General features: G+C 43.0%; 20 protein-coding genes. 14 read left to right on the top strand and 6 right to left on the bottom strand.

Annotated features, from left to right (window positions below; all coding sequences use genetic code 11):
* Positions 1-13: 13 nt before the first annotated feature.
* Positions 14-313, bottom strand: coding sequence for a Dabb family protein (locus tag BY457_RS06730; protein WP_106152570.1), 300 nt, complete (start codon positions 311-313; stop codon positions 14-16).
* Between the two features lie 72 nt (positions 314-385).
* Between BY457_RS06730 and udk the strand changes: the two genes are divergently transcribed.
* Positions 386-994, top strand: coding sequence for a uridine kinase (gene udk / locus BY457_RS06735; RefSeq protein ID WP_106152571.1), 609 nt, complete (start codon positions 386-388; stop codon positions 992-994).
* 11 nt (positions 995-1,005) lie between these two features.
* Entirely contained in the window at positions 1,006-1,722 is a 717-nt protein-coding gene (locus BY457_RS06740; RefSeq protein WP_106152572.1) for a 3'-5' exonuclease, read from the top strand.
* Positions 1,723-2,059: 337 nt separating this feature from the next.
* Here the strand turns inward: BY457_RS06740 and BY457_RS06745 are convergent, their stop codons facing one another.
* Complete coding sequence (locus BY457_RS06745; RefSeq protein ID WP_106152573.1) at positions 2,060-2,866, bottom strand: alpha/beta fold hydrolase; 807 nt, start codon at positions 2,864-2,866, stop codon at positions 2,060-2,062.
* Positions 2,867-2,868: 2 nt separating this feature from the next.
* Entirely contained in the window at positions 2,869-3,591 is a 723-nt protein-coding gene (locus BY457_RS06750) for a pyridoxine 5'-phosphate synthase (protein WP_106152689.1), read from the bottom strand.
* A gap of 202 nt (positions 3,592-3,793) precedes the next feature.
* Between BY457_RS06750 and BY457_RS06755 the strand changes: the two genes are divergently transcribed.
* From BY457_RS06755 to murI, 9 genes are all read left to right on the top strand, one after another.
* Positions 3,794-4,459, top strand: coding sequence for a CBS domain-containing protein (locus tag BY457_RS06755; protein ID WP_106152574.1), 666 nt, complete (start codon positions 3,794-3,796; stop codon positions 4,457-4,459).
* A gap of 44 nt (positions 4,460-4,503) precedes the next feature.
* On the top strand, positions 4,504-5,382 hold the full coding sequence (locus BY457_RS06760) for an NAD kinase (RefSeq protein ID WP_106152575.1): 879 nt from the start codon (positions 4,504-4,506) through the stop codon (positions 5,380-5,382).
* A gap of 123 nt (positions 5,383-5,505) precedes the next feature.
* Positions 5,506-6,237: a type IX secretion system protein PorG gene (porG, locus tag BY457_RS06765; RefSeq protein ID WP_106152576.1), complete on the top strand. Its 732-nt coding sequence runs from the start codon at positions 5,506-5,508 to the stop codon at positions 6,235-6,237.
* A 23-nt stretch (positions 6,238-6,260) separates the two neighbouring features.
* The gene (locus BY457_RS06770) at positions 6,261-7,007 is read left to right on the top strand and encodes an isoprenyl transferase (RefSeq protein WP_106152577.1); all 747 of its coding nucleotides are present in this window, start codon (positions 6,261-6,263) and stop codon (positions 7,005-7,007) included.
* A gap of 10 nt (positions 7,008-7,017) precedes the next feature.
* A complete protein-coding gene (bamA, locus tag BY457_RS06775; protein ID WP_106152578.1) occupies positions 7,018-9,597 on the top strand; it encodes an outer membrane protein assembly factor BamA in 2,580 nt (859 codons plus the stop codon).
* Between the two features lie 213 nt (positions 9,598-9,810).
* Positions 9,811-10,335, top strand: coding sequence for an OmpH family outer membrane protein (locus BY457_RS06780; RefSeq protein ID WP_106152579.1), 525 nt, complete (start codon positions 9,811-9,813; stop codon positions 10,333-10,335).
* 43 nt (positions 10,336-10,378) lie between these two features.
* Entirely contained in the window at positions 10,379-10,894 is a 516-nt protein-coding gene (locus tag BY457_RS06785) for an OmpH family outer membrane protein (RefSeq protein WP_106152580.1), read from the top strand.
* A gap of 196 nt (positions 10,895-11,090) precedes the next feature.
* Positions 11,091-11,606: an OmpH family outer membrane protein gene (locus BY457_RS06790; RefSeq protein ID WP_106152581.1), complete on the top strand. Its 516-nt coding sequence runs from the start codon at positions 11,091-11,093 to the stop codon at positions 11,604-11,606.
* A gap of 175 nt (positions 11,607-11,781) precedes the next feature.
* Positions 11,782-12,609, top strand: a complete 828-nt coding sequence (gene murI, locus BY457_RS06795; protein ID WP_106152582.1) for a glutamate racemase — start codon at positions 11,782-11,784, stop codon at positions 12,607-12,609.
* 11 nt (positions 12,610-12,620) lie between these two features.
* Here the strand turns inward: murI and BY457_RS06800 are convergent, their stop codons facing one another.
* Positions 12,621-13,139: a gamma carbonic anhydrase family protein gene (locus BY457_RS06800; RefSeq protein WP_106152583.1), complete on the bottom strand. Its 519-nt coding sequence runs from the start codon at positions 13,137-13,139 to the stop codon at positions 12,621-12,623.
* Between the two features lie 295 nt (positions 13,140-13,434).
* On the opposite strand from BY457_RS06800, the gene BY457_RS06805 reads away from it, so the two are divergent.
* Both BY457_RS06805 and BY457_RS06810 read left to right on the top strand, forming a co-directional pair.
* Complete coding sequence (locus tag BY457_RS06805) at positions 13,435-15,282, top strand: 2-oxoacid:acceptor oxidoreductase subunit alpha (RefSeq protein WP_106152584.1); 1,848 nt, start codon at positions 13,435-13,437, stop codon at positions 15,280-15,282.
* Between the two features lie 3 nt (positions 15,283-15,285).
* Positions 15,286-16,302, top strand: coding sequence for a 2-oxoacid:ferredoxin oxidoreductase subunit beta (locus tag BY457_RS06810; protein WP_106152585.1), 1,017 nt, complete (start codon positions 15,286-15,288; stop codon positions 16,300-16,302).
* 227 nt (positions 16,303-16,529) lie between these two features.
* Here the strand turns inward: BY457_RS06810 and BY457_RS06815 are convergent, their stop codons facing one another.
* Positions 16,530-18,530, bottom strand: coding sequence for a cation:proton antiporter domain-containing protein (locus BY457_RS06815; protein WP_106152586.1), 2,001 nt, complete (start codon positions 18,528-18,530; stop codon positions 16,530-16,532).
* 189 nt (positions 18,531-18,719) lie between these two features.
* Positions 18,720-20,186 (bottom strand): catalase, encoded by a 1,467-nt coding sequence (locus BY457_RS06820; protein ID WP_106152690.1) that lies wholly within the window; start codon positions 20,184-20,186, stop codon positions 18,720-18,722.
* Positions 20,187-20,720: 534 nt separating this feature from the next.
* Here BY457_RS06820 and BY457_RS06825 point away from each other — a divergent pair.
* Positions 20,721-22,148: a carboxypeptidase regulatory-like domain-containing protein gene (locus BY457_RS06825; protein WP_106152587.1), complete on the top strand. Its 1,428-nt coding sequence runs from the start codon at positions 20,721-20,723 to the stop codon at positions 22,146-22,148.
* Positions 22,149-22,203: the final 55 nt, after the last annotated feature.

Consider the following 22,203-nt stretch of genomic DNA (forward strand, 5'->3'; position numbering starts at 1 on the left):
CGTGCGTTTTTTTTTATACTTCATAATCTACGCAGGCCCGTTTTTCAAGAATCTCTCTGATTCCGGCTCCGGCCTTTACATGATCGGGATGTACGGCATATGCTTTCAATCCTTCCATGTTATCGAATTCTGAAACCAGCGACAGGTCATAATCTTCGTCCGGATTGATGTTAATTCCCACCTCCATTTTACGAAGTGTTTCCACTTTATTGATAAGTCCTTCCAGTTCCGCTTTAATTTTTTCTGATTTGCTCTTTTTCTCAGCAGCAGGCAAATCTTCTTTGAATTTGAACAATACAATGTGCTTAATCATGAGTATTATCTTTTAATTATTTAACCATCTGTTGTAAATTAGTGCCGTAAAAATATAAAAATCAATCAATATATGCTCGTAATTGGCATTGCCGGAGGCACCGGGTCAGGGAAAACCACCGTGGTTCGCAAAATAATGGAAAAATTGCCTGCCGAAGAAGTGGCTATCCTGCCACAGGATTCCTATTATCGCGATAATGGTCATCTGCCTCTGGAAGAGCGGCAGAAAATTAATTTTGATCATCCCGATGCTATTGAGTTTGATCTGCTGGTGGAGCATATCCGAAAGCTTAAAGATAATCAACCGGTTGAACAACCCATTTATTCATATCTTTCCTGTTTGCGTTCGGAGGAAACCATCTCAGTAAATCCAACCAAGGTGGTTATTGTGGAGGGAATCCTGGTACTTACTCATCCGGGGTTGAGAAAATTGATGGATTTGAAAGTTTTTGTGGATGCCGAGGCTGATGATCGTTTGATGCGGGTGATACAGCGTGATATTGAGGAGCGCGGGCGAACAGTGGAAAAGGTGTTGAACCGGTATCAGAAAACGGTGAAGCCCATGCACCTGCAGTTTATTGAACCGTGTAAGCGATATGCCGATCTGATAGTGCCACAGGGAGGGGAAAATCATGTGGCCATAGATATTCTCACACAGTTCATTCAACGTAATCTGTCTTAAAACTTTTTGTCATGCTTAACAACATTGCATCCGAAAAGATCATGTACATTGATATTGAAACCGTTCCTGAGCATCCGGCTTTTGATAATCTTGATGATACCATGAAAGCTTTGTGGGAGAAAAAATCTTCCAAAATATCCGGAGAGGATGTTACCGCGGAGGAAGCCTATGTGAAGGCCGGGATTTATGCCGAATTTGGCAAGATTGTTTGTATCTCCGCTGGAATTATTAAACCCGAAAACGGAGAGAGAACCCTGAGAGTGAAATCATTCTTCGGACATGATGAAAAGAAGTTACTGCAGGATTTTTCGGCAGCCCTTACCAACTTTACCTCTCATCCGGGTACCAATATTTGCGGGCACAATGTGCGGGAGTTTGATTTTCCATACATCGCCCGCAGGATGCTTATCAACGGATTACAGTTGCCGGATATTCTGGATGTGGCAGGGAAAAAACCATGGGAGGTGAAGTTTATCGACACCATGGATTTGTGGAAGTTTGGAGATTTTAAGCATTATACTTCTCTGAATTTGCTTACGCACATTATGGGAATTCCATCTCCTAAAGATGATATCGACGGAAGCCAGGTGGCTTCGGTTTATTACGAGGAAGATGATGTGGAGCGCATCGCACGTTATTGTGAAAAGGATGTGCTGGCAACGGCCCAGCTCTTTCTCCGGCTGAAAGGTGAGCCTCTGCTTAAACCGGAAAATGTGGTTTCTGTATAAGCAGGTTCTTTAATAATTGTGTTACCTCTGCCGGGGCTTTTCCATTCATTGAAATGCCATTGCTACTACCATACTGTCGCCCCGCCGGGGCTGGCATCTCTAATGAGTTTCTGTCCATATAGTACCACTTGCGTCGTTACGCTTGCCGCCAAAATACTCATTTACGATAAGTAAACTCCGTTTTTGGCGGCTTCGCAAGCCTAGCAATTGGCACTTTCTGACCAGAAACAGTTCTAAAAACAGAATTTGCTTAGTTTATGGATAGGCACTAATGAGGCAGAGCTAAAACAACAACTGTGTCCTTTTATAGGTTGGAAAATCTCTCAACCCTCATCTCTCAACTCTCAAGAAAGTACTTCACGGTTTTCAGAAACAGATCATGCTGCTCTGCATGTACCCAATGACCTGCCCCGGGTATGTTTACAATCTGGGAGCCGGGGAAAAACTTATTGATTGACAGAGAGTCGTCTTCGTGTATGTAAGGTGATTTCTCACCTCTGATGAAGATGGTCTCGGGCATTTTTTTTCCTGATGGGGGTGTTAAATCCGAAAAGCCGTCCATTACATCCTGAAGGTTGTCCTTCAAGGCTTTCAGGTTGAGCTGCCATTCATAGTGACCATCCTTTGTTCTTTTGAGATTTTTCATCAGAAAGCCCCTAAGTCTTTTCTGCGGGAATGTTTCTTTCAGAAGTTTGTCGATATCCTGACGGTTTTCGTATTGCGTTGGATCCACAGACGACAGAGCTTCGATAATTTTACCGTGATCAGCAGTAACTTCTGCATAATTGGAGAATGAACCGTATGACTTTGGAGCGATATCGACAACAATCATTTTTTCGATCATTTCCGGATAGTCCAGGCAGAAACGCATGACCGTTTTTCCTCCCATGGAATGGCCCATCAATGTAGCCTTGTCGATCTTAAGTTTCTTCATCAATTCATGGAGGTCTTCTGCCATAGCCTGGTAGGTATGTTCCTGGCTATGTGGTGATTTCCCATGGTTGCGCTGATCAATGAGAATGACGTGAAAATCTTTTTCCAGCTCCCCGGCAACAGAAAGCCAGTTGTCTGAGGCTCCGTAAAGTCCGTGAACGATAATGATTGTCTTCTTGCCTTTTCCTTTTTCCCGGTAAAAAAGTTCCATTGCTATTTCTCTTTAATCAGCAGATCTTTGTACATACTAATGGTTCGCTCAAGGCCGTAATAAAGGGCGTCACTGATTAGTGCGTGTCCAATAGAAACCTCTTTGAGAAATGGAATTCTTTCATTGAAAAATTTCAGGTTCTCCAGGCTCAGGTCGTGTCCTGCGTTGATTCTTAGCCCGGCTTTATTTGCGATGTTTGCAGCTTCCACGAATGGAGCAATGGCTTTTTCCCGGTCTTTCGGGTAGTCTGTGGAGTAAGGCTCAGTGTAAAGCTCTACTCTGTCTGTGTTTGTTTTAGCTGCATTGACAATGAAATCGGGATTGGTATCGATAAAGATGGACGTTCTGATGCCATACTCTTTCAATTCGCCAATTACATCCTGCAGGAAAGTGAGGTGTGTGATGGTGTCCCATCCCGAATTGGATGTGATGGCTTCGGGCGGATCAGGAACCAGCGTAACCTGGTGCGGACGAACCGCTTTTACCAGTTCGAGGAATTTGGGGGAAGGATATCCTTCAATGTTAAATTCGGTCTTTATGACTCTTTGAATATCATGGACATCCTTATATTTTATATGTCGTTCATCGGGGCGTGGGTGTACCGTAACGCCTTGGGCACCAAATTCCTGTACGTCCACTGCGGCTTTTACCACATCGGGGATGTTTCCACCTCTTGAATTTCGTAAAGTTGCAATCTTATTTATATTAACACTGAGTTTCGTCATGATAAAAAAGTTCCAATGTGTATTTCTGAGAAAATTAGATAAAACAGTAAAATGTTTTGTTTGTTTAAAAATTTGAGTGTATTTTCCCAACAAAAAGGGATTGTGTTGTAAGTTTTATGCTTGATTTGATCGCTGTTTTGAATAAAAATATTATATTATAGCAACAGCAAATTTACAAAGTATTTCCGGAAAGCGCATTTTTATGTTGGCAAAAGATTTAATATCAGATATCATCCCATCTTTAAAAACTTCCGATACAGGAGTTAACGCTCTTGCCTGGATGGAGGCATTTCGCGTTTCACATTTGCCCATTGTCAACAATAAGGTTTTTCTTGGCCTTATTTCAGATGCGGACATTTACGATTTGAATTCTGCTGATGAGCCATTGGGCAACCATCGCCTGTCGCTGATTAAGCCGTATGTGTTTGCCCATCAGCACATCTATGATGTGGTGGAGATCGCCTCCCGTCTTAAATTGACTGTTGTACCTGTCCTGAGCCCTGACCAGGATTATATAGGTGTTATTACACAGAACGATTTATTGCTCAGGTTTTCTGAGTTGATTGCTGCTCCTACGCCCGGCGGTATTATCGAAATAGAACTTGGCCCCCGGGATTATGCACTTTCCGAAATAGCGCGAATTGTGGAGGATGCAGATGCCAAGGTATTGAGTCTTTATGCATCGCAGAGTAAATCTACCGAGCAACTTAAAATTACCATTAAGCTAAACCGGGTGGATGCCAGTGGCGTCATCAATGCCTTTGAGCGTTACGGCTATAAAGTGAATGCTGTTTATTCGGGGGAGTCTCAGGTGGATGATACTACCCGCCGGAACTATGAGTCTTTGATGAAATATCTGGGGGTTTAGCGCTCTTTTGTTGCTTATTTTTTATCTTCGTTCACAAAAAATGTATGGAAATTGCCATATTTGGAAAAAGCTTTGGTGATGTTTTTTATGAAAATTGCAGACAGCTGTTTGACTATTTGCATAAAAAAGAGACCAGAATATTTATTTACAAGCCGTTCTACGAGTTTCTCTCCCAAAAATTTGACCTGAAACCCGGGATTGCCGGATTTTTCTCTTCATCGGACGACCTGCCCGAGGTGGATATGCTTTTCAGTATCGGAGGAGATGGTACCTTTCTTCAGGCTGTTACCCTTGTTCGTGACTCGGGGATTCCCATTGTTGGAATCAACAGTGGAAGGCTGGGGTTTCTTGCCGATATTTCAAGAAATGAGCTGCCTGTTGCACTGGAGGAGATAGATCTTGGACGATTCAAGGTAAAAGAGTTGTCGCTGCTTGAATTGATTAGTCCCACCGGGCTTGTTGACGATTTTAATTATGCCCTTAATGAGTTTGCAGTTCACAAGCAGGACAGCTCCTCGATGATTACCATTCATACCTATCTGGATGATGAATACCTTAATTCTTATTGGGCAGATGGTTTGATTGTGAGTACACCTACCGGATCTACTGCCTATTCACTTAGTGTGGGAGGGCCAATCATGCATCCGGCCTCACAGGGAATAATCATCACACCCATTGCCCCACATAATCTGACCGTGAGGCCTTTGGTCGTCCCGGATAATATGGAGCTTACATTGAAGGTTGAAGGGAGGGGAGGCAAATTCCTTGCCAGTCTCGATTCCCGAAGTGTGGTGGTGGAGGAAGGCACCGAACTGAAGATTCGAAAAGCCGCCTTTCCTATCAAAATGGTGGAACGCACCGATCAAAGCTTCTACAGTACTTTGCGTAATAAACTGATGTGGGGTGCCGACCGTCGAAATTGATTCATTTCCTGACAATAATCCGGCCATCCTGTCGTTAAAAGGGATGAGGTAGCGCACCTTACATGGTCTTCATGGTTCGGCGTTGCTGTTGATTGTTCAGAACTGATTATCCAAATTAAATCAATGCGTTGTAAAGGCCATACCATACTTGTGCTTATCGTCACATTTCTCTCTTCTGTTTCCGCTTTTTCGCAGGAGCGGATAGAGGGTGGCTTGTTTTTGGGGACGTCCTATTACAATGGCGATCTCAATCCCTCAAAGCAATTTTACAATGCCAAACCGGCTGTAGGAGCACTTATACGAGTGGTTCTTAATGAGAGGCTTGCTTTTAAAGGTACCCTGACAGCCCTTGAAATCGGGGGTAGTTATCCACAGTCCGGACTTCAATACCCATCTGCATCCGCCGGGAGTTCTTCTTATAGTTTTAAGCGATCACTGGCTGATTTTTCCACGCAACTGGAAATAAATTTTTTTGAGTATGATCATCCCTTTCGTCGCAAAGAAACCCGTTTCACGCCTTTTATCAGCGGGGGACTGGCTTATACTGTTTACCGACGTTATGAATCCAATGATTCAGGAGGTTCTGAAAACCCACATTTTATATTATCTTTGCCGTTCGGTGCGGGGGTGAAATGGAAAGCCACTGATTGGTTGCATGTTGGACTGGAATGGAATTTCAGGAAGACTTTTGTTGATGACCTTGATTTCATGGGCCCCGGAGATATCAATCCCACCGATCCATATGGGTTCCAGCAGCCCTCGGATTGGCATAACAATGATTGGTATTCTTTTGCAGGGGTGTCTTTGACCATGGATATTTTTCATAGAAATGTTCCCTGCAATGCCGGTTATTAAAAATGTGACGAAGATTATAATGTATGTCATCAGTTAAAGAACAACTGGATAAAGAAAAATTACCTTCCCATGTGGCCATTATTATGGATGGGAATGGTAGATGGGCAAAAAAGCGAGGTAATGTAAGGGTTTTTGGTCACAAAAACGGAGTGAAGGCCGTGCGTGAAGTTACCGAAGCTGCTGCAGAACTGGGCCTGAAATTTCTTACCCTCTATGCTTTCTCCACCGAGAATTGGAATCGTCCCAAAAACGAAGTTGACGCATTGATGTCGTTGCTGGTTTCTACCATTGCTTCGGAAACCAAGACGTTGATGGATAATAATGTCAAGCTTAAATCCATTGGCTGTAAAGAAAATCTTCCTATAGGGGTGCAGGATAAACTTGCTGCCTGCATGGACCAGACAAAGGACAATGACGGGTTGACGCTTGTTCTTGCATTGAGTTACAGCTCCAGATGGGAAATAATTGAAGGTGTAAAAAAGATAGCCCTCGATATAAAAGATAATAAATTGGATCCTTCCGAAATAAATTCTGATTTATTTGGTCAATATCTGGAAACTGCAAATATGCCTGATCCGGAACTCCTGATCAGAACCAGTGGGGAATTGCGCATTAGTAATTTCCTGCTTTGGCAGATTGCTTATTCAGAATTATATTTCTGTGATGTATTGTGGCCTGATTTTCGCAAGGAACATTTTTTTGAAGCACTACTCGATTATCAGGGTAGAGAAAGACGCTTTGGAAAAATCAGTGATCAGGTAAAAAAATAAAAAAATAGTAATGATTAAACACTCGTTCGTACTTTTCTTCCTTCTGTTGATCTCTTTTATTGGTGTAAATGCTCAGGAGGGTGTCCCCGAAATTTCCTATTCAGGTTCTCCCAAAGAATACATTATTGCTGAGATAAATGTTACAGGTGACCTCAATAATGATCCCGCAATCCTGGCAAACCTGTCTGGCCTCAGAGTCGGTCAGACCATTTCCGTACCGGGAGAAGACATCTCCGATGCAATCAAAAAATATTGGGAATACGGACTTTTTTCGGATGTGAAAATATCCGTGGACAAGATTGAGGGGAAGAATATATGGCTGAATATTTATTTGCAGGAGCGTCCCCGTCTTTCAGAAATTAATTTTTCGGGGCTGAAAAAATCCGAAATAGAGGATATATCAACCAAAATTTCGATGATGAAGGGCTCTCAGGTTACTCCTTATCTGATTGACCGGGCCAAGAAATATATCAAGCAGCATTTTGTGGACAAAGGTTTTTTTAATGCCGAGGTTTCCATCGTTCAACGCGATGATCCTGACAAACCCAATCATGTCTTTCTGGACATTGATGTGGATAAGAAAGATAAGGTGAAAGTGAACTCTCTGGAATTTGAAGGAAATACTGTTTTTTCTGATCATAAGCTGAACAGGTTCACAAAAAAGACCAACGAGAAAGGGAAGATTCTTAATTTCTTCAGAACTAAGAAGTTTGTGAAGGATGAATATGAGGCTGACCTGGATAGGATTATAGAAAAGTACAACGAAGAGGGATATCGGGATGCCTATATTGTCTCGGAAGAGGTAAGTCGCAATGAAGATAACACTGTTGACATTGTAATTAATCTCAGTGAAGGGAATAAGTACTATTTTGGTAATATTTCATGGGTCGGAAATACCGTTTACCCGGGCCCATATCTGAGCGAGAAACTTCGGATTGAAGAAGGTGATGTATTTAATCAGACCAGACTTGATGAACGATTGTTTGTGGATGACGATGCGGTGCATAACCTCTATATGAATAATGGTTATTTGTTTAGTAACATAGAACCTGTTGATATTAAAATTCATAATGATACTGTGGATCTTGAGATGCGTGTTTATGAAGGACAGCAGGCCACCATCGATCAGGTGATCATCAAGGGAAATACCAAGACTCATGAGCATGTGGTTCGTCGTGAACTCAGAACCAAGCCGGGTGAGTTGTTCGATAAATCGGAGTTGATTCGTACTGTACGTGAGTTGTCACAGTTGGGGCATTTCGATCCTGAGAATATCCAGCCGGTTCCCCTGCCCGATCCCGAAAAGGGAACCGTGGATCTGGAATACAATCTGGTGGAAAAAGCCAATGACCAGGTTGAATTGTCCGGTGGTTGGGGTGGCGGAATGTTCGTCGGCTCTCTTGGATTAAAATTTACCAACTTCTCAGTACGGAATATTTTCAATAAAGAGGCTTGGAGACCACTGCCTACAGGAGATGGACAAACATTGTCATTAAGAGCACAGACCAATGGTAAATACTACCAGTCGTACAGCTTTTCCTTTACCGAGCCCTGGCTTGGTGGACGGAAGCCCAACTCATTGAGTGTATCTGTGTATCATTCTATTCAGACAGGAACTAACAGCAGTTATTATTATGGTAACCCCTACAGTAGTTATGGCGGTAGCTATGGTGGATATGGCGGCTACGGTGGCTACGGTTATGGATACCAGCCACTCGAAGAGGATCCGGATGAACACCTCAAAGTAACAGGTCTTTCTGTCGGTTTCGGAAAACGCCTGCGTTGGCCCGATGACTATTTTCAGTTCTATACCCAGTTGAGTTACCAGCGTTACGATCTTAAAAACTGGGCCTACTTCCTGATGGAGAACGGAAACAGTAATAACCTGAATTTTAAAGTTAATTTTTCCCGTAACTCCATCGACAATCCTTTATATACCCGTAACGGGTCTAATTTCAGCCTTGGACTGGAATTTACACCTCCCTATTCTTATTTCGATGATAAGAACTATTCGGATGAAGATATGCCCGACGAGGAACGTTACAAATGGGTGGAATACCATAAGTGGACATTCAAAGGAAATATGTTTAAGTCATTGGACAATGCGGGGAAACTGGTTTTGATGACCAAAGTAGAAGGCGGATTCCTCGGATACTTTGATGAGAATAAGAAGTCGCCTTTTGAGAAGTTTGTGCTGGGAGGTGATGGTATGTCAGGCTACAGTTATTACGGTAGCGAAACCATTGGTTTGAGAGGTTATGAAAATGCGTCACTGACTCCCTACAGTCCCGAAGGACGGCAGGATGGTAATATCTATAATAAACTCGCTCTCGAGTTGAGATATCCATTGACGCTTCAGCCTTCAGCCACTGTTTATGGGTTGGTCTTTGCGGAAGCAGGTAACTCATGGTCCGAATTCAGGGACTATAACCCCTTTGGACTAAAGCGCTCAGCCGGTGTAGGCGTGCGAATATTCCTGCCGATATTCGGACTGATGGGAATTGACTGGGGATACGGATTTGATGACGTGACCGGACGTCCCAATGCCAGTGGAAGTAATTTCCATTTTGTGATTGGACAGAATTTCTAATTAGTTGCTGTCCATAAAGTACCACTTGCGTCCCCGAAAGGTCGGGGCAGGCTTAGCAATTGACACTTTCTGATCAGAAACAGGACTAAAAGCGGACTTTACTTAGTTTTTGGACAGACTAATTACCGGTTACAAAAACGCAAAAAATAAAAATGGTTTGGTTTTTGTGTATTCTGTATAAAGAATTTTATTAAGGACTTAAAATTGAGAGCAATGAAGAAGTATTTTGTTATATTCGTGGCTGTTGCAGCAATATTATTTAGCTCGGCCAATGTTTCAGCTCAACGTTATGCCTTTGTTGATATGGAATACATTATGTCCAATATTCCGGCGTATGAAGCCGCCCAGGAACAATTAAATCAGGCATCGGAGCAGTGGGAGCAGGAAATTCAATCGGTTTATGCCGATGTGGAAGAACTTTATAAAAACTACCAGAAGGAAAGTGTTTTTCTTTCCGGAGAGATGAAAACGCAACGTGAGAATGAAATTATTGAATTGGAGAATCGCGCCAAGCAGCTTCAACGACAGTATTTTGGACCTGAGGGAGAGCTTGTGAAGCGTCAGGAAGCATTGCTTCAGCCCATTCAGGAAAAAGTGAGTGAAGCCATTCGCAGTGTTGCCGATCGTGACAATCTGGATGCAGTTTTCGATATGGCCGGCAACCTGGGCGTTTTGTATGTGAAGCCAAGACAGAACATCAGCGATGAGATCCTTCGGGAACTTGGTTTCAGCAATTAAGAATATCAGTATTAAAAATCAAAATAGAAAAGTTAATTTTATTATGAAAAAAGTTACAACTACATCTCTGATAGCCGTACTGCTTTTTCTGAGTCTCGGACTGAATGCACAAAATCTTAAATTTGGTCATGTCAATGTTCAGGAAGTGATGCAGGTAATGCCTGAGTTTAAACAGATGCAGCAGGACCTGGAAGGTGAGTACGACCGTTTGGAGAATCAGCTTGCCACCATGCAGGAAGATTATAAAAAGATGGAACAGGAATATATGGAGACTGCCGAATCAATGAGTGCTGTTGTACGTCAGCAAAAAGAACAGCAGTTGATGGAGACTTCACAGAAGATTCAGGCTTTTTACCAATCCACACAGCAGCAACTTTCTCAAAAACAACAACAGCTGCAGCAACCTATCATGGAAAAATTGCAGAAGGCTATTGGTGAGGTCGGTGAAGAAGGCGGATTTATTTATATATTTGCTGCCAACTCAGGAGCTACTGTTTATCAATCTGAACAAAGCGTGGATGTAACCTCTCAGGTAAAAACCAAACTGGGTATTAATTAGTGTCCATCTATAAACTAAGCAAAATTTGTTTCTAGTCATGTGTTTGTCAAGAAAGAATCAGTTGCAAGGCTTGCGAAGCCCGAAAAACGCAGTTTACTTGAGTAAATGAGGAATTTTCGGGTAAGCGTAACGCAGTAAATGGTTCTTTATGGACAAACACTAGTTAATCATATTAAACAGAATTAATCGAAATAAGATGAAGGTATTTAAATTATTTGCCGTTGTTTTGCTTGTTGCCTTGTCGGCGGCTACGTCGTCTGCGCAGGATCTGAAATTTGGTCATTTGAATGTTCAAAAACTGATTACCGAACTGCCGGAGAAGCAGACCGCTGACAAAGAATTGCAGGCCGAAGCCAAGAAGCTTCAAAGTCAGTTGCAGGTTATGAGTCAGGAACTTGATGATAAATATTCAAATTATATGGCTCAGCGTGATTCATTGTCACAATTGATTCGTTCCACACGCGAAAAGGAGATTCAGGACTATGATCAGCGTATTCAGAATTTCAACAAGCTTGCGCAACAGTCATTGTCACAAAAAGAGCAGGAATTGCTTCAACCTATCATCGAAAAGGTTGAAAAAGCCATTCAGGCCGTTGGTGAGGAGCAGGGATTCATCTATATCTTTGATCTCAGTTCACAGGTGATTCTTTACAATTCCGATCAGAGTGTGGATTGCGAAGAGCTCGTAAAGGCCAAGCTGGCAACAATGTAATTGTTGTTTGCAAAAAATACAAAAGACTGGTAAGCCTATTGCCGGTCTTTTTTTTGTCCTTTAACCTGTGTTATTTGCCAATAAGTTATGAATAAAGTGTGGATAGTACTTATTTTATATCTTTATGATTTTGTTGCGGGTTAAAATTATTAACATTTGTGATTAAGGAAGCAGTATGGATGTAAATAAAGGTCCGATAGGCGTTTTTGATTCAGGATACGGAGGATTGACTGTGTTAAATGAGTTTCTTCGTGAATTTCCTGAGTACGATTTTATTTATTTGGGAGACAATGCCCGAACTCCTTACGGAACAAGGTCGTTTGAGACGGTTTATCAATATACCCGACAGTCGGTAATGCGTTTGTTTGACATGGGGTGTCAGCTGGTAATTCTTGCTTGCAATACTGCCTCGGCAAAAGCGCTGAGAACCATACAGCAGAATGATTTACCTGCTTTCGACTCTTCGAGACGAGTGCTTGGGGTAGTTCGTCCTAGTGTTGAAAAAATAGGTGAGGTGTCCCGAAATGGTCATGTGGGAGTGGTAGGAACATCCGGTACTGTACAGTCCATGTCTTATCCTTTGGAGATTCAAAAACTGTTTCCCGGAACTATTGTGTCTCAACAGGCCTGCCCAATGTGGGTGGCACTGGTGGAAAATGATGAAAGGACGACCCCCGGAGCAGAGTTTTTTATAAAAAGAGATCTGGAGAGGTTGTTTGAGCAGGATTCTCTGATAGATACACTGATTCTGGGTTGCACCCACTATCCGCTTTTGCTGCCTGTGATTGAACGTTTCTTGCCGGAAGGTGTCCGGATTATGTCACAGGGGAACATTGTAGCCTTGAGCCTGAGGGATTATCTGAAGCGGCATCCCGAAATGGATCAGAGATGCACACGGAATGCCACTTGTCAGTTTTTCACGACGGAAGACCCTGAGAAATTTGATGAAGCTTCTGCCGTTTTTCTGAATCAGCCGGTTGCTTCGCGGCGGATTGAACTGTAGTGTAATGAACCTTATTCTTCTTTATACCATCCCGAATACATCAGGTAATTGTTGGCAATCTTGTTAATCATTTCACTGGTTTGTTCGGGTTCGATATCTTTTACTTTTTTTGCGGGAACACCGGCATAAACACTGTTTGGTTCTACTTTGGTTCCCGAAAGAATCAAAGAGTTGGCAGCAATGATTGAGTTGGAACCGATTACAGCATGATCCAGAATGGTTGCTCCCATCCCTACCAGCACATTGTCTTCAATTTTTGCCCCGTGGATGGTAACATTATGCCCAACTGATACATTGTCGCCTATTTCGATGGTTGATTTCTGATATAGGGTATGCAGAACTGAACCATCCTGAATATTCACCTTATTGCCGATTCGGATGCTGTTAACATCGCCTCTAAGTACCGCATTGAACCAAATACTGCAATCGTCTCCCATCTCCACGTCACCAACAACGGTGGCATTATCTGCTAAAAAAACGTTCTTTCCGATTTTTGGGGTGAACCCTCTCACTGATTTAATTAGTGCCATGATTTATGAATAATGTAATAAGATTAAACTTAAAGTTGTAAAAAAATGCTAACTTGTAAGGTGTATTTCCTTTTGGAGTACAAATATAAATCACCTGTTGAAAAACACCTCACAATGGTAAAAAATCTGACTAAAATCAACTTCATGTAATCAGATACTCTATAACTTTACTTAAAATTTACAAGTTAAACCCCGGGACACATTGAAAGGTTCTGGTGTTTTTTTTATTTAACACTTCCTTTTTTTCTGAGTTTTATTCAGGAGATAAAGGAGGAAATCAGAAATTCACTTTGTTATGGCAAAGAAATCAAAAGTAATTGAAAGAGAAGAGGTTGTTGTCCGGTTTTCGGGCGACTCCGGCGACGGAATGCAGCTGACCGGTTCGCTGTTTTCTTTCTCTTCTGCAATTTATGGTAACGATATATCAACCTTCCCTGATTTCCCTGCGGAAATCAGAGCTCCACAGGGCACTATAGGAGGGGTGTCGGGCTTCCAGGTTCATTTTGGGCACAGCGAAGTCTATACTCCTGGTGATAATGCCGATGTGCTGGTAGCTATGAATCCCGCCGCATTGAAAGCCAACCTTGAGTGGTTGAAGCCCGGGGCTACCATTGTTATTGATGTGGACAGCTTTGACGATAAAAACCTTGCCAAAGCCGGTTATAAAAGTAACGATCCCATTGAGGAGGACAATTTGTCGAGCTACAATATCATAAAGGCTCCCATCACAACCATGACTAAAAACAGTCTTAAGGATATGGGGCTTGACAACAAAACCATTCTGCGAAGTAAGAATATGTATGCTTTGGGATTGGTTTTCTGGCTGTTTAACCGCCCGCTGGAGAATACAGAGAGAATTATCAGGGAGAAATTCAGTAAAAATCCTGAAGTTGCAGAGGCCAATATAAAAGTTTTGGAGGCCGGCTATAACTACGGTGTGATAATACAGGCAGGTACGCCTTCGTATCATATTTCGCCGGCAGATATTCGCAAAGGGACCTACCGGAACCTGAATGGAAATAAAGCCATTGCCTGGGGGTTTTTGCTTGCTGCAGAAAAAAGCGGACTGGAGTTGTTTCTGGGATCTTATCCGATTACTCCTGCAACAGAGATTTTACAGGAACTTTCGGCCAGAAAAGATTTGGGCGTAAAAGTTTTTCAGGCAGAAGATGAAATTGCCGGGATTTCTACAGCTATTGGTGCCAGTTTTGCCGGTGACCTGGCCATAACTACTACTTCCGGCCCGGGACTGGCGCTCAAAGGCGAGGCACTGGGGCTGGCAGTGATGGCCGAATTGCCACTTGTCGTGGTGAATGTTCAACGTGGCGGGCCGAGCACCGGGCTTCCGACCAAAACAGAACAATCGGACCTGATGCAGGCACTGTATGGAAGAAATGGTGAGAGTCCGTTGGTTGTGATGGCAGCCAGTTCGCCTGTCAATTGTTTTGATTATGCCTTTTATGCTGCAAAAGTTGCCATCGAGCATATGACTCCCGTAATCTTGTTGTCCGACGGTTTTCTGGCCAATGGAACACAGCCCTGGAGAATACCTGAAGAGGGAGAGTTCCCGGAGATAAAACCTCCTTTTGTAGAGAAACCTGCTGAGGAGTGGAATGTTTATGAGCGCGATCCTGAAAAACTTAACCGCTATTGGGCTCTACCCGGAACTCCCGGATATCAACACCGCATTGGCGGGTTGGAGAAGGATTTCCTTACCGGAGCAGTTTCTTACGATCATCATAACCATGATAAGATGGTAAAGATAAGGAAAGAAAAAATTGACCGGATAGCTGATTTTATTCCTCCACTGGAAATTCTTGGCGATGAAGATGCCGATTTGCTAATCGTTGGCTGGGGTGGGACTTTCGGGCATTTATATACTGCTCTTGAAGCCTTGCATGATGAGGGTAAAAAGGTGGCCCTTGCACATTTTAGTTACATCAGTCCGCTGCCGCGCAACAGCTATGAGGTGTTGAAAAAATATTCCAAAATTGTGGTTTGTGAATTGAACCTTGGTCAGTTTGCATCCTACCTGAGAAGTCAGTTCCCTGATGTGGTGTTGCACCAGTACAACAAAGTAGAAGGATTGCCATTTACTGTGGCAGAGTTAAAAGATCATTTCAATAAAATGTTGGAGGAATAAATCATGGCTGAAAATACAAAACAAGCTTTTCTGCAATATAAGAGCGATCAAAATGTGAGATGGTGTCCCGGTTGTGGTGATCATGCAATACTTAATGCCCTGCAGAAAACCATGGCAGAACTGGAAGTCCCTAATGAGGATCTTGCTGTTATTTCCGGAATTGGTTGCTCATCGCGATTACCGTATTATATGAACACCTATGGATTTCATACCATTCATGGGCGTGCTTCTGCAATGGCTTCCGGGGTGAAAGTTGCCAATCCCAAGTTACAGGTTTGGCAGATTACCGGTGATGGAGATGCTTTGGCAATAGGAGGGAATCACTTTATTCACGCCATTCGTCGCAATATCGATCTGAATGTGATACTCTTTAACAATCAGATTTACGGTTTAACGAAGGGACAGTATTCGCCCACATCCAAGCGGGGCTTTATATCTAAAACTTCCCCTTTTGGAACCATTGAATATCCATTTCGTCCCGGAGAGTTGACCATCGGGGCCCGGGGATATTTCTTTGCCCGTACCATCGATAAAGAGATTAAGTTATCGGTGCATGTGATGAAAGCGGCTGCCAAACACAAGGGAACTTCCATAGTGGAGGTTTTGCAGAACTGTGTCATTTACAATAATAATACGCATCAGGAAATTACTGACAAGAAGTACAAAGACGATCGTACCATTGTTCTGGAACACGGAAAACCCATGATTTTCGGTAAGGAGCGGAATAAAGGCCTTATACTGGAAGGAATTACCCTGAAGGTGGTGACGATTGGTGAAAACGGGATTACCGAAAAGGACATTCTTGTTCACGACGCCCATTGTGAGGATCCTACCATTCACCTGAAGCTGGCAGATATGGAATATCCCGATTTTCCTGTTGCTTTGGGGGTTATTCGTGATGCTGCTGCTCCTGTTTACGATGAGTGTGCCCAGCAGCAGATTGAAGAGATAAAAGAGAAGTCGAAAATAAAATCATTCCACGACCTGGTAACCACCGGTGATGTGTGGGAGGTGAAATAAATGTTTATTCCCGAAAGGCGGCGTTGCTCTTGAAAGGCACGCCGCTTTTCTTTTGGCATCAATTAGTATTTGTCCATAAAGTCACGTTTGCTTCGTTACGCCCTTCCCGAAAAGTACTCATTTACTCAGGTAAACTCCGCATTTTCGGGAATGCCAGGCCTTGCAAACGCAACTTTCTGAACCGACACAACTCCAATTACCATTTTCCCTGACTCTATAGAAGGGCACTAATTACTGCTCTGTGATTTCTTTAATTGTTTTTCAAAAAGATTTACGGCATGGGCAATTTGATCCTGTTTGCCCAGTACATAGACAATGTCGTCTTTGCAAACCTCGGTTTGTGGCCCGGGATGATCGATGAGTTTATCGCTGCGTTTGATTGCAACAACCGTAACGCCGAAGGTAGAGCGGAAATCCATTTCGGAAAGGGAGTGGCCTGCAATAGGGGATTCTTCGGCCACCCGAAGAGCGGAAATTTCAAGATTGGGGAGCTGGCTGAGAATAGATTTTCGTGGACGTTTTTTCAGATCCCGCACCAGTCCGTAGTTATTTTTTCTGATTTGTCCTATCGTCACCTCTATGTCATCTTTGGGCATCAGGAATTTATTCAACACCCGCTCAAACATTTCAATAGCCGTTTCAAACTCTTCCGGAAGTACCTGAGTGGCACCTGCTTTGTAAAGATCTTCTGCATCGTCAATTTGCTTGGTTCTCACGATGATGGGGGCATGGCGATTGAGATGCCGGACTTTTTCCGTAATGGAAAGAGCCGTAACCAGGTCTCCGACGGATACAACAATAACTCCGGCGGTGTCAGCATGGGCTTTTTCGAGAATGGGGAGATTTTGAGCATCTCCATAAATGACCTTTTCTCCTTTTTGCTGACGTTCCTTGACTATTGCCGGATCGAAAATGACGGATAAATAGGGTATTTTTACGTGTCGCGCCATAACAGACATGCTTAATACCCGTGGGTCCTTGCCTATGAGCAACAGATGGTTTTTCAGATTGGGTATTTCAATTTGCTTTAAGGGAAAGAGACCTTCAATAAATTTCTTGGGCAGAGGCAATTTCATTACTGCATTGGAGAGCGGTCTGGCTACCATTATCAGAAATGGCGAAATGCTCATAGTAACGACTGCAACCGCCAAAAACAGTTGGTAGTAATAATCGGAAATAAGGTTGTAACTGTCTCCCATTTTCACGAGAATAAAGGAGAATTCACCTACCTGAGCCAGTGCTAAACCAACCAGAACAACACCCCGGAGCGTGTGACCCAGAATGAAAGCTGTTCCGCTGGCGATGACCATTTTTATGAACACCACAATCAGGACTGTTGACAGCACGATGGGGAGGTTGTCCATTACAAATTGCAGGTCAAGCAACATCCCGATGGAGACAAAAAAGAAGGAGGAGAAGGTGTCTTTGAAAGGGATGATGTGCCCAAAGGCATTGTGACTGTATTCTGACTCTGAAATCATCAACCCCGCAAGGAAAGCTCCGAAGGCCAGCGACATCCCCAGTTCGGCGGTGAGAAATGCAACCGACAGGCATATCAGCAGAATGCTCATTAAAAAAAGTTCCTGGTTTTTGGTCATGGCAATGGCATGAAGGAGGCGATTCATAAACCATTTGTTGCCAAAAATGACGAAAAGAATAATGCCAAGAGATTTTATTCCCATCCAGAAGATTTCATTCAGAATATTGGTGGATTCACCGCCGATAATAGGGGTGAAAAGTAACAGAGGTACAAGAATCAAATCCTGGAAAATAAGTACTCCCAATACGGTTCGCCCATAGTTGGAGGTTATTTCCGACCGGTCTTGTAAGATTTTTAAAACAACGGCAGTACTGCTCAGGGCTGTGAGGAATCCAACGAAAAGGGCCCCCTTTAGGTCAAGATTGTAAAAATGGGCAATAAGCATAACCACCAGGGTGGTGAGCGAAAATTGAACCAGTCCGCCCCAAAAGACTGTTTTTCTGATTTTAATGAGATGTTTAAGTGAGAATTCAAGACCAATAGTAAAAAGCAGCAAAACCACCCCGACTTCTGCCAATACTTCAATGTTTTCAACGCTGCTGATAATACCCGTCAGGTGAGGGCCGGCCAATACACCTGTCAGCAGATACCCTACGATGGAAGGAATTTTTATTTTTGTGAAAACATAATTTACCAGGGTGGAAAGAGCAAATATGATGAGGATGTCCTTGAGTATCGTGAATTCCATAAGGCTTTACTGTGTAGTTTTCCGGTATTGGAGGTTGTTCGCATTTTTCTGAAAATGGATTTTTATGGCATCTCCCTGTCCGATCAACAACAAAGATACTTGATTTTGTGAATTCTGCAGGTATCCAAATTAAACAAAAAAGGTTGTCCCGAATCAGGACAACCTTTAGTTATTCTATGTTTTGGATTATTAAGCTTTGAAATCGAACTTCAGACCTTTGGCAATTTCCATGGCCAACTCCTTGTCAGCTTTGGCAAAATGACCCAGTTGTCGGTTAATGATTTCATCTCGCTTGGGACCGTCAATCTGGCTCATTGCACCTACAAAGTTTGAGATGGTATTCTTTTTCTCCTGATCGTTCATCACTTCCCTAAACAAAAGTCCCGGCTGGGTGTAATGATCGTCATCGTTTTCGTTGCGGTCGTAAAAGTCTGCAATATCTGACTCCAGTTTCATGGGAGGTACCTTGTATGATTTGTCGGCCTCGATGTCATCAAAGCTGTTGGGGTGATAGTTGGGGGCACTTCCGTGGTTGCCGTTGACGGTCATTGCACCATCGCGCTGATAGTTGTGAACCGGACAAATGGGCCGGTTTACCGGTATTTGTTCGTAGTTGGCACCCAATCTGTACCGGTGTGCATCGGGATAGGAAAGAAGCCGTCCCTGCAGCATTTTGTCGGGCGATACATCCAATCCGTCAATCAGGTTGGAAGGATTGAAGGCAGCCTGCTCCACCTCGGCAAAATAGTTTTCGGGAACTTTATTGAGTTCCATAACACCCACATCAATAAGCGGATAATCTCCATGTGGCCATACTTTGGTAAGGTCAAACGGATTCCACCTGAATGATTTGGCCTGTTCTTCAGTCATTACCTGAATTTTGAGTGCCCACTTGGGGAAGTCGCCGCTGTCGATGGCATTTATCAGGTCGCGTTGGGCGTAATCCGGGTCTTTGCCCTTTAATTCTTCCGACTGTTGATCGGTGAGCGTGTGATTCCCCTGAAGTGTTTTGAAATGATATTTTACCCAAACCCGCTCATTTTTATCGTTAATCATAGAGAAGGTATGACTTCCGTAGCCGTTCATTTTTCGGTAACCGTCAGGGGTTCCGCGATCACTGAAGAGGGTCATTAACTGATGAAGGCTTTCGGGGTTCAGACTCCAGTAATCCCATCGCATGGTCTGGTTTTGCATATTGGTGCGCGGGTCACGTTTCTGGGTGTGAATAAAATCTGCAAACTTTTTCGGATCCTTGATGAAGAAAACCGGAGTGTTGTTTCCAACCAGGTCCCAGTTGCCGTCTTCGGTGTAGAATTTTACTGCAAAGCCACGCGGATCTCTTTCTGTGTCTGCACTTCCTTTTTCACCTCCAACTGTGGAGAAGCGGGCCAGCACTTTACATTCATTTCCCACTTTGCTGAAAAGTTTTGCGCGCGTGTATTTGGAGATGTCATTGGTAACTTTAAACGTCCCAAAGGCTCCTGATCCATTGGCATGCACCACCCGTTCCGGAATTCTTTCACGGTTAAAGTGGGCCATTTGTTCATGAAGATAATAATCCTGTAGTAATATCGGACCTCTCGGGCCGGCGGTCATGCTATCCTGTTTTTCGCTGTAGGGGCGTCCCGAAGCAGTGGTTAGTTTCTTCTTTGTCATAATCGTGGCTTTCAAAAAATTAAACATTCTGATTTAATTGTATAAAATACATTTTTATGACCTTAAAATCAATATAAATTAACATTTTGATTCGGAATAAAACTTTTTAGCTCGCATTACGTATGGATGTAGTGCGGGTTTTTTATGAAACGAAGGTTTTTCTGAAGGATGTGTTATTGTTTTGCCGGTCGTTGAGTTAGGTTGTGATAAACAGATAGTGAATTTGGTTCAGGTGTAAATGATGATTAGCCCTGTAAAAGTTATTCTGCGTCTCATTATTGTCCATTTATCAAAATGTAAGGTAATTATTTTTTGTTTACATCTGTTTTTTACAGACAATGTTTAACTTAACGGCAAATTTCAAAGGGCCTTGTGGATTGTAAAGTGATAAATTGGACGTTTAAATTATTTTTTTTGTTTTTTTTCTCCAGGAGTGACAGGTGATTGATGAGACAAAAATTAATTATACAGATATGAATCTCAGGTGGATTCCACTTGGATGATTAAAAGAATAGATTAACCAAACCTGGCTTAATGAAAAATTATTTATTGTTTTTTACCGTTTTAGTCTTCTTTTTTTCGGGATGCGGGAAAGATGATTCAGAGGTCAATGTTGTTTTACGTGAGACATTTAAAGGCGAAGATCTTCAGTTGATGGCTGTTCGTGAATCCGGCAATTCTTCCTGGACCGTACAGTCTGACCGATCTGTCACCATCTCTGAAGATGGATCGCGTTTTATATTTTATGAGAATCAGGCAAATGTGAGTGAAGGCACTGTTGACTGGAAAAAGGAAGGTGGAAAATCAAAAGCTTTTTTCAAGAGTGACGTTGATTCTCTCTCTTTTAATATCACGATTTTTAGTTACGATTCCGAACATCTTACCGGTGAGGTTTTGTGGGAAGAAGAGCTTCAGGAATGGTTGATGGTAACCTCAACCAGCAGGTTGAAGGGAGTGGTGGTTGACAATGCCGGAAATCCGTTGGCAGGAGCCAGTGTGGTGGTAAAAGTCTCTCATGAACAGCTGGGTGTTTTGGAAACCGATGAGTTTGGTTTTTTTGGCGTGGATGCTGAAGCAGATGGCTTTGATAATCTGGAGGATGCAGACAATATCGTTGTTTACAAAGAAGGGTTTGCTGACCACAACAGGAATGTTTCTCCTGGAGGTCACTACTTTGTGGTAATGGATGAAGGCGATAGCAATTTGGGTGAAGGTATAGTGTATGGTTATGTCACAGATGCCGGGAGTGGAAAGCCGCTTGACGGAATAGCAGTTTCATACGGGAGCGGAAAAGAGGTTGCCTATACCGATTCGGAAGGGTATTATGAACTTTCGGTACCCACATCAGAGTCTTCGGTGTATGCTTCCGGCGAGTATCATGAGCGGAAAACAGTGGATGTTACCATAGAGAAATTCACAGATGTCAGGGTGGATTTTATTTTGACCTCCTCCGGGCTTTCTCTTTCCGGAAATGTTCTTGATGTTAATGATACCGGTGTTTCCGGAGTTCAGGTACTTTGTAAAGATAAAAATGGTGTCATCGTGGACACTTACACTACGGCTGCCGACGGTTCTTTTGTCTTTGAGCATTTGGAGAATGAAGTCTTTTTGGTATCTGTATCTGTCACAGGAATGCAGTTTTTTCCGGCACATCAGTTGGTGCCGATGCTGGGGGCTGATGTATCAGATATTTCTTTTACCGGTATTGCCAATGGGTCCACCGGCATTGCCGGAAATATAACCAATTCTGATAGCGGGGCTCCTTTGACTGGTGTGCTTGTCGTTTGTGAAGGTTCTTCCACCCTCACTGATTCAAATGGTTATTTTGTAATGGAGGCTAAAAGCACCGGAAAGACTACTGTCTCCCTGGCTAAAGATGGTTTTCAACCTCGCTATCTGCAGGTCCCGATTACTTCGGGACAGGTGATTTATATTACCGCTTCTCTTACTCCGTCTCCTTAAATTACAGGGTTAACAGCTGCTGAAAACTCTTCTTTTTCGTTTAATTTTCTTATCT

This window comes from Marinilabilia salmonicolor (assembly GCF_003003035.1).
Lineage (GTDB): Bacteria > Bacteroidota > Bacteroidia > Bacteroidales > Marinilabiliaceae > Marinilabilia > Marinilabilia salmonicolor_A.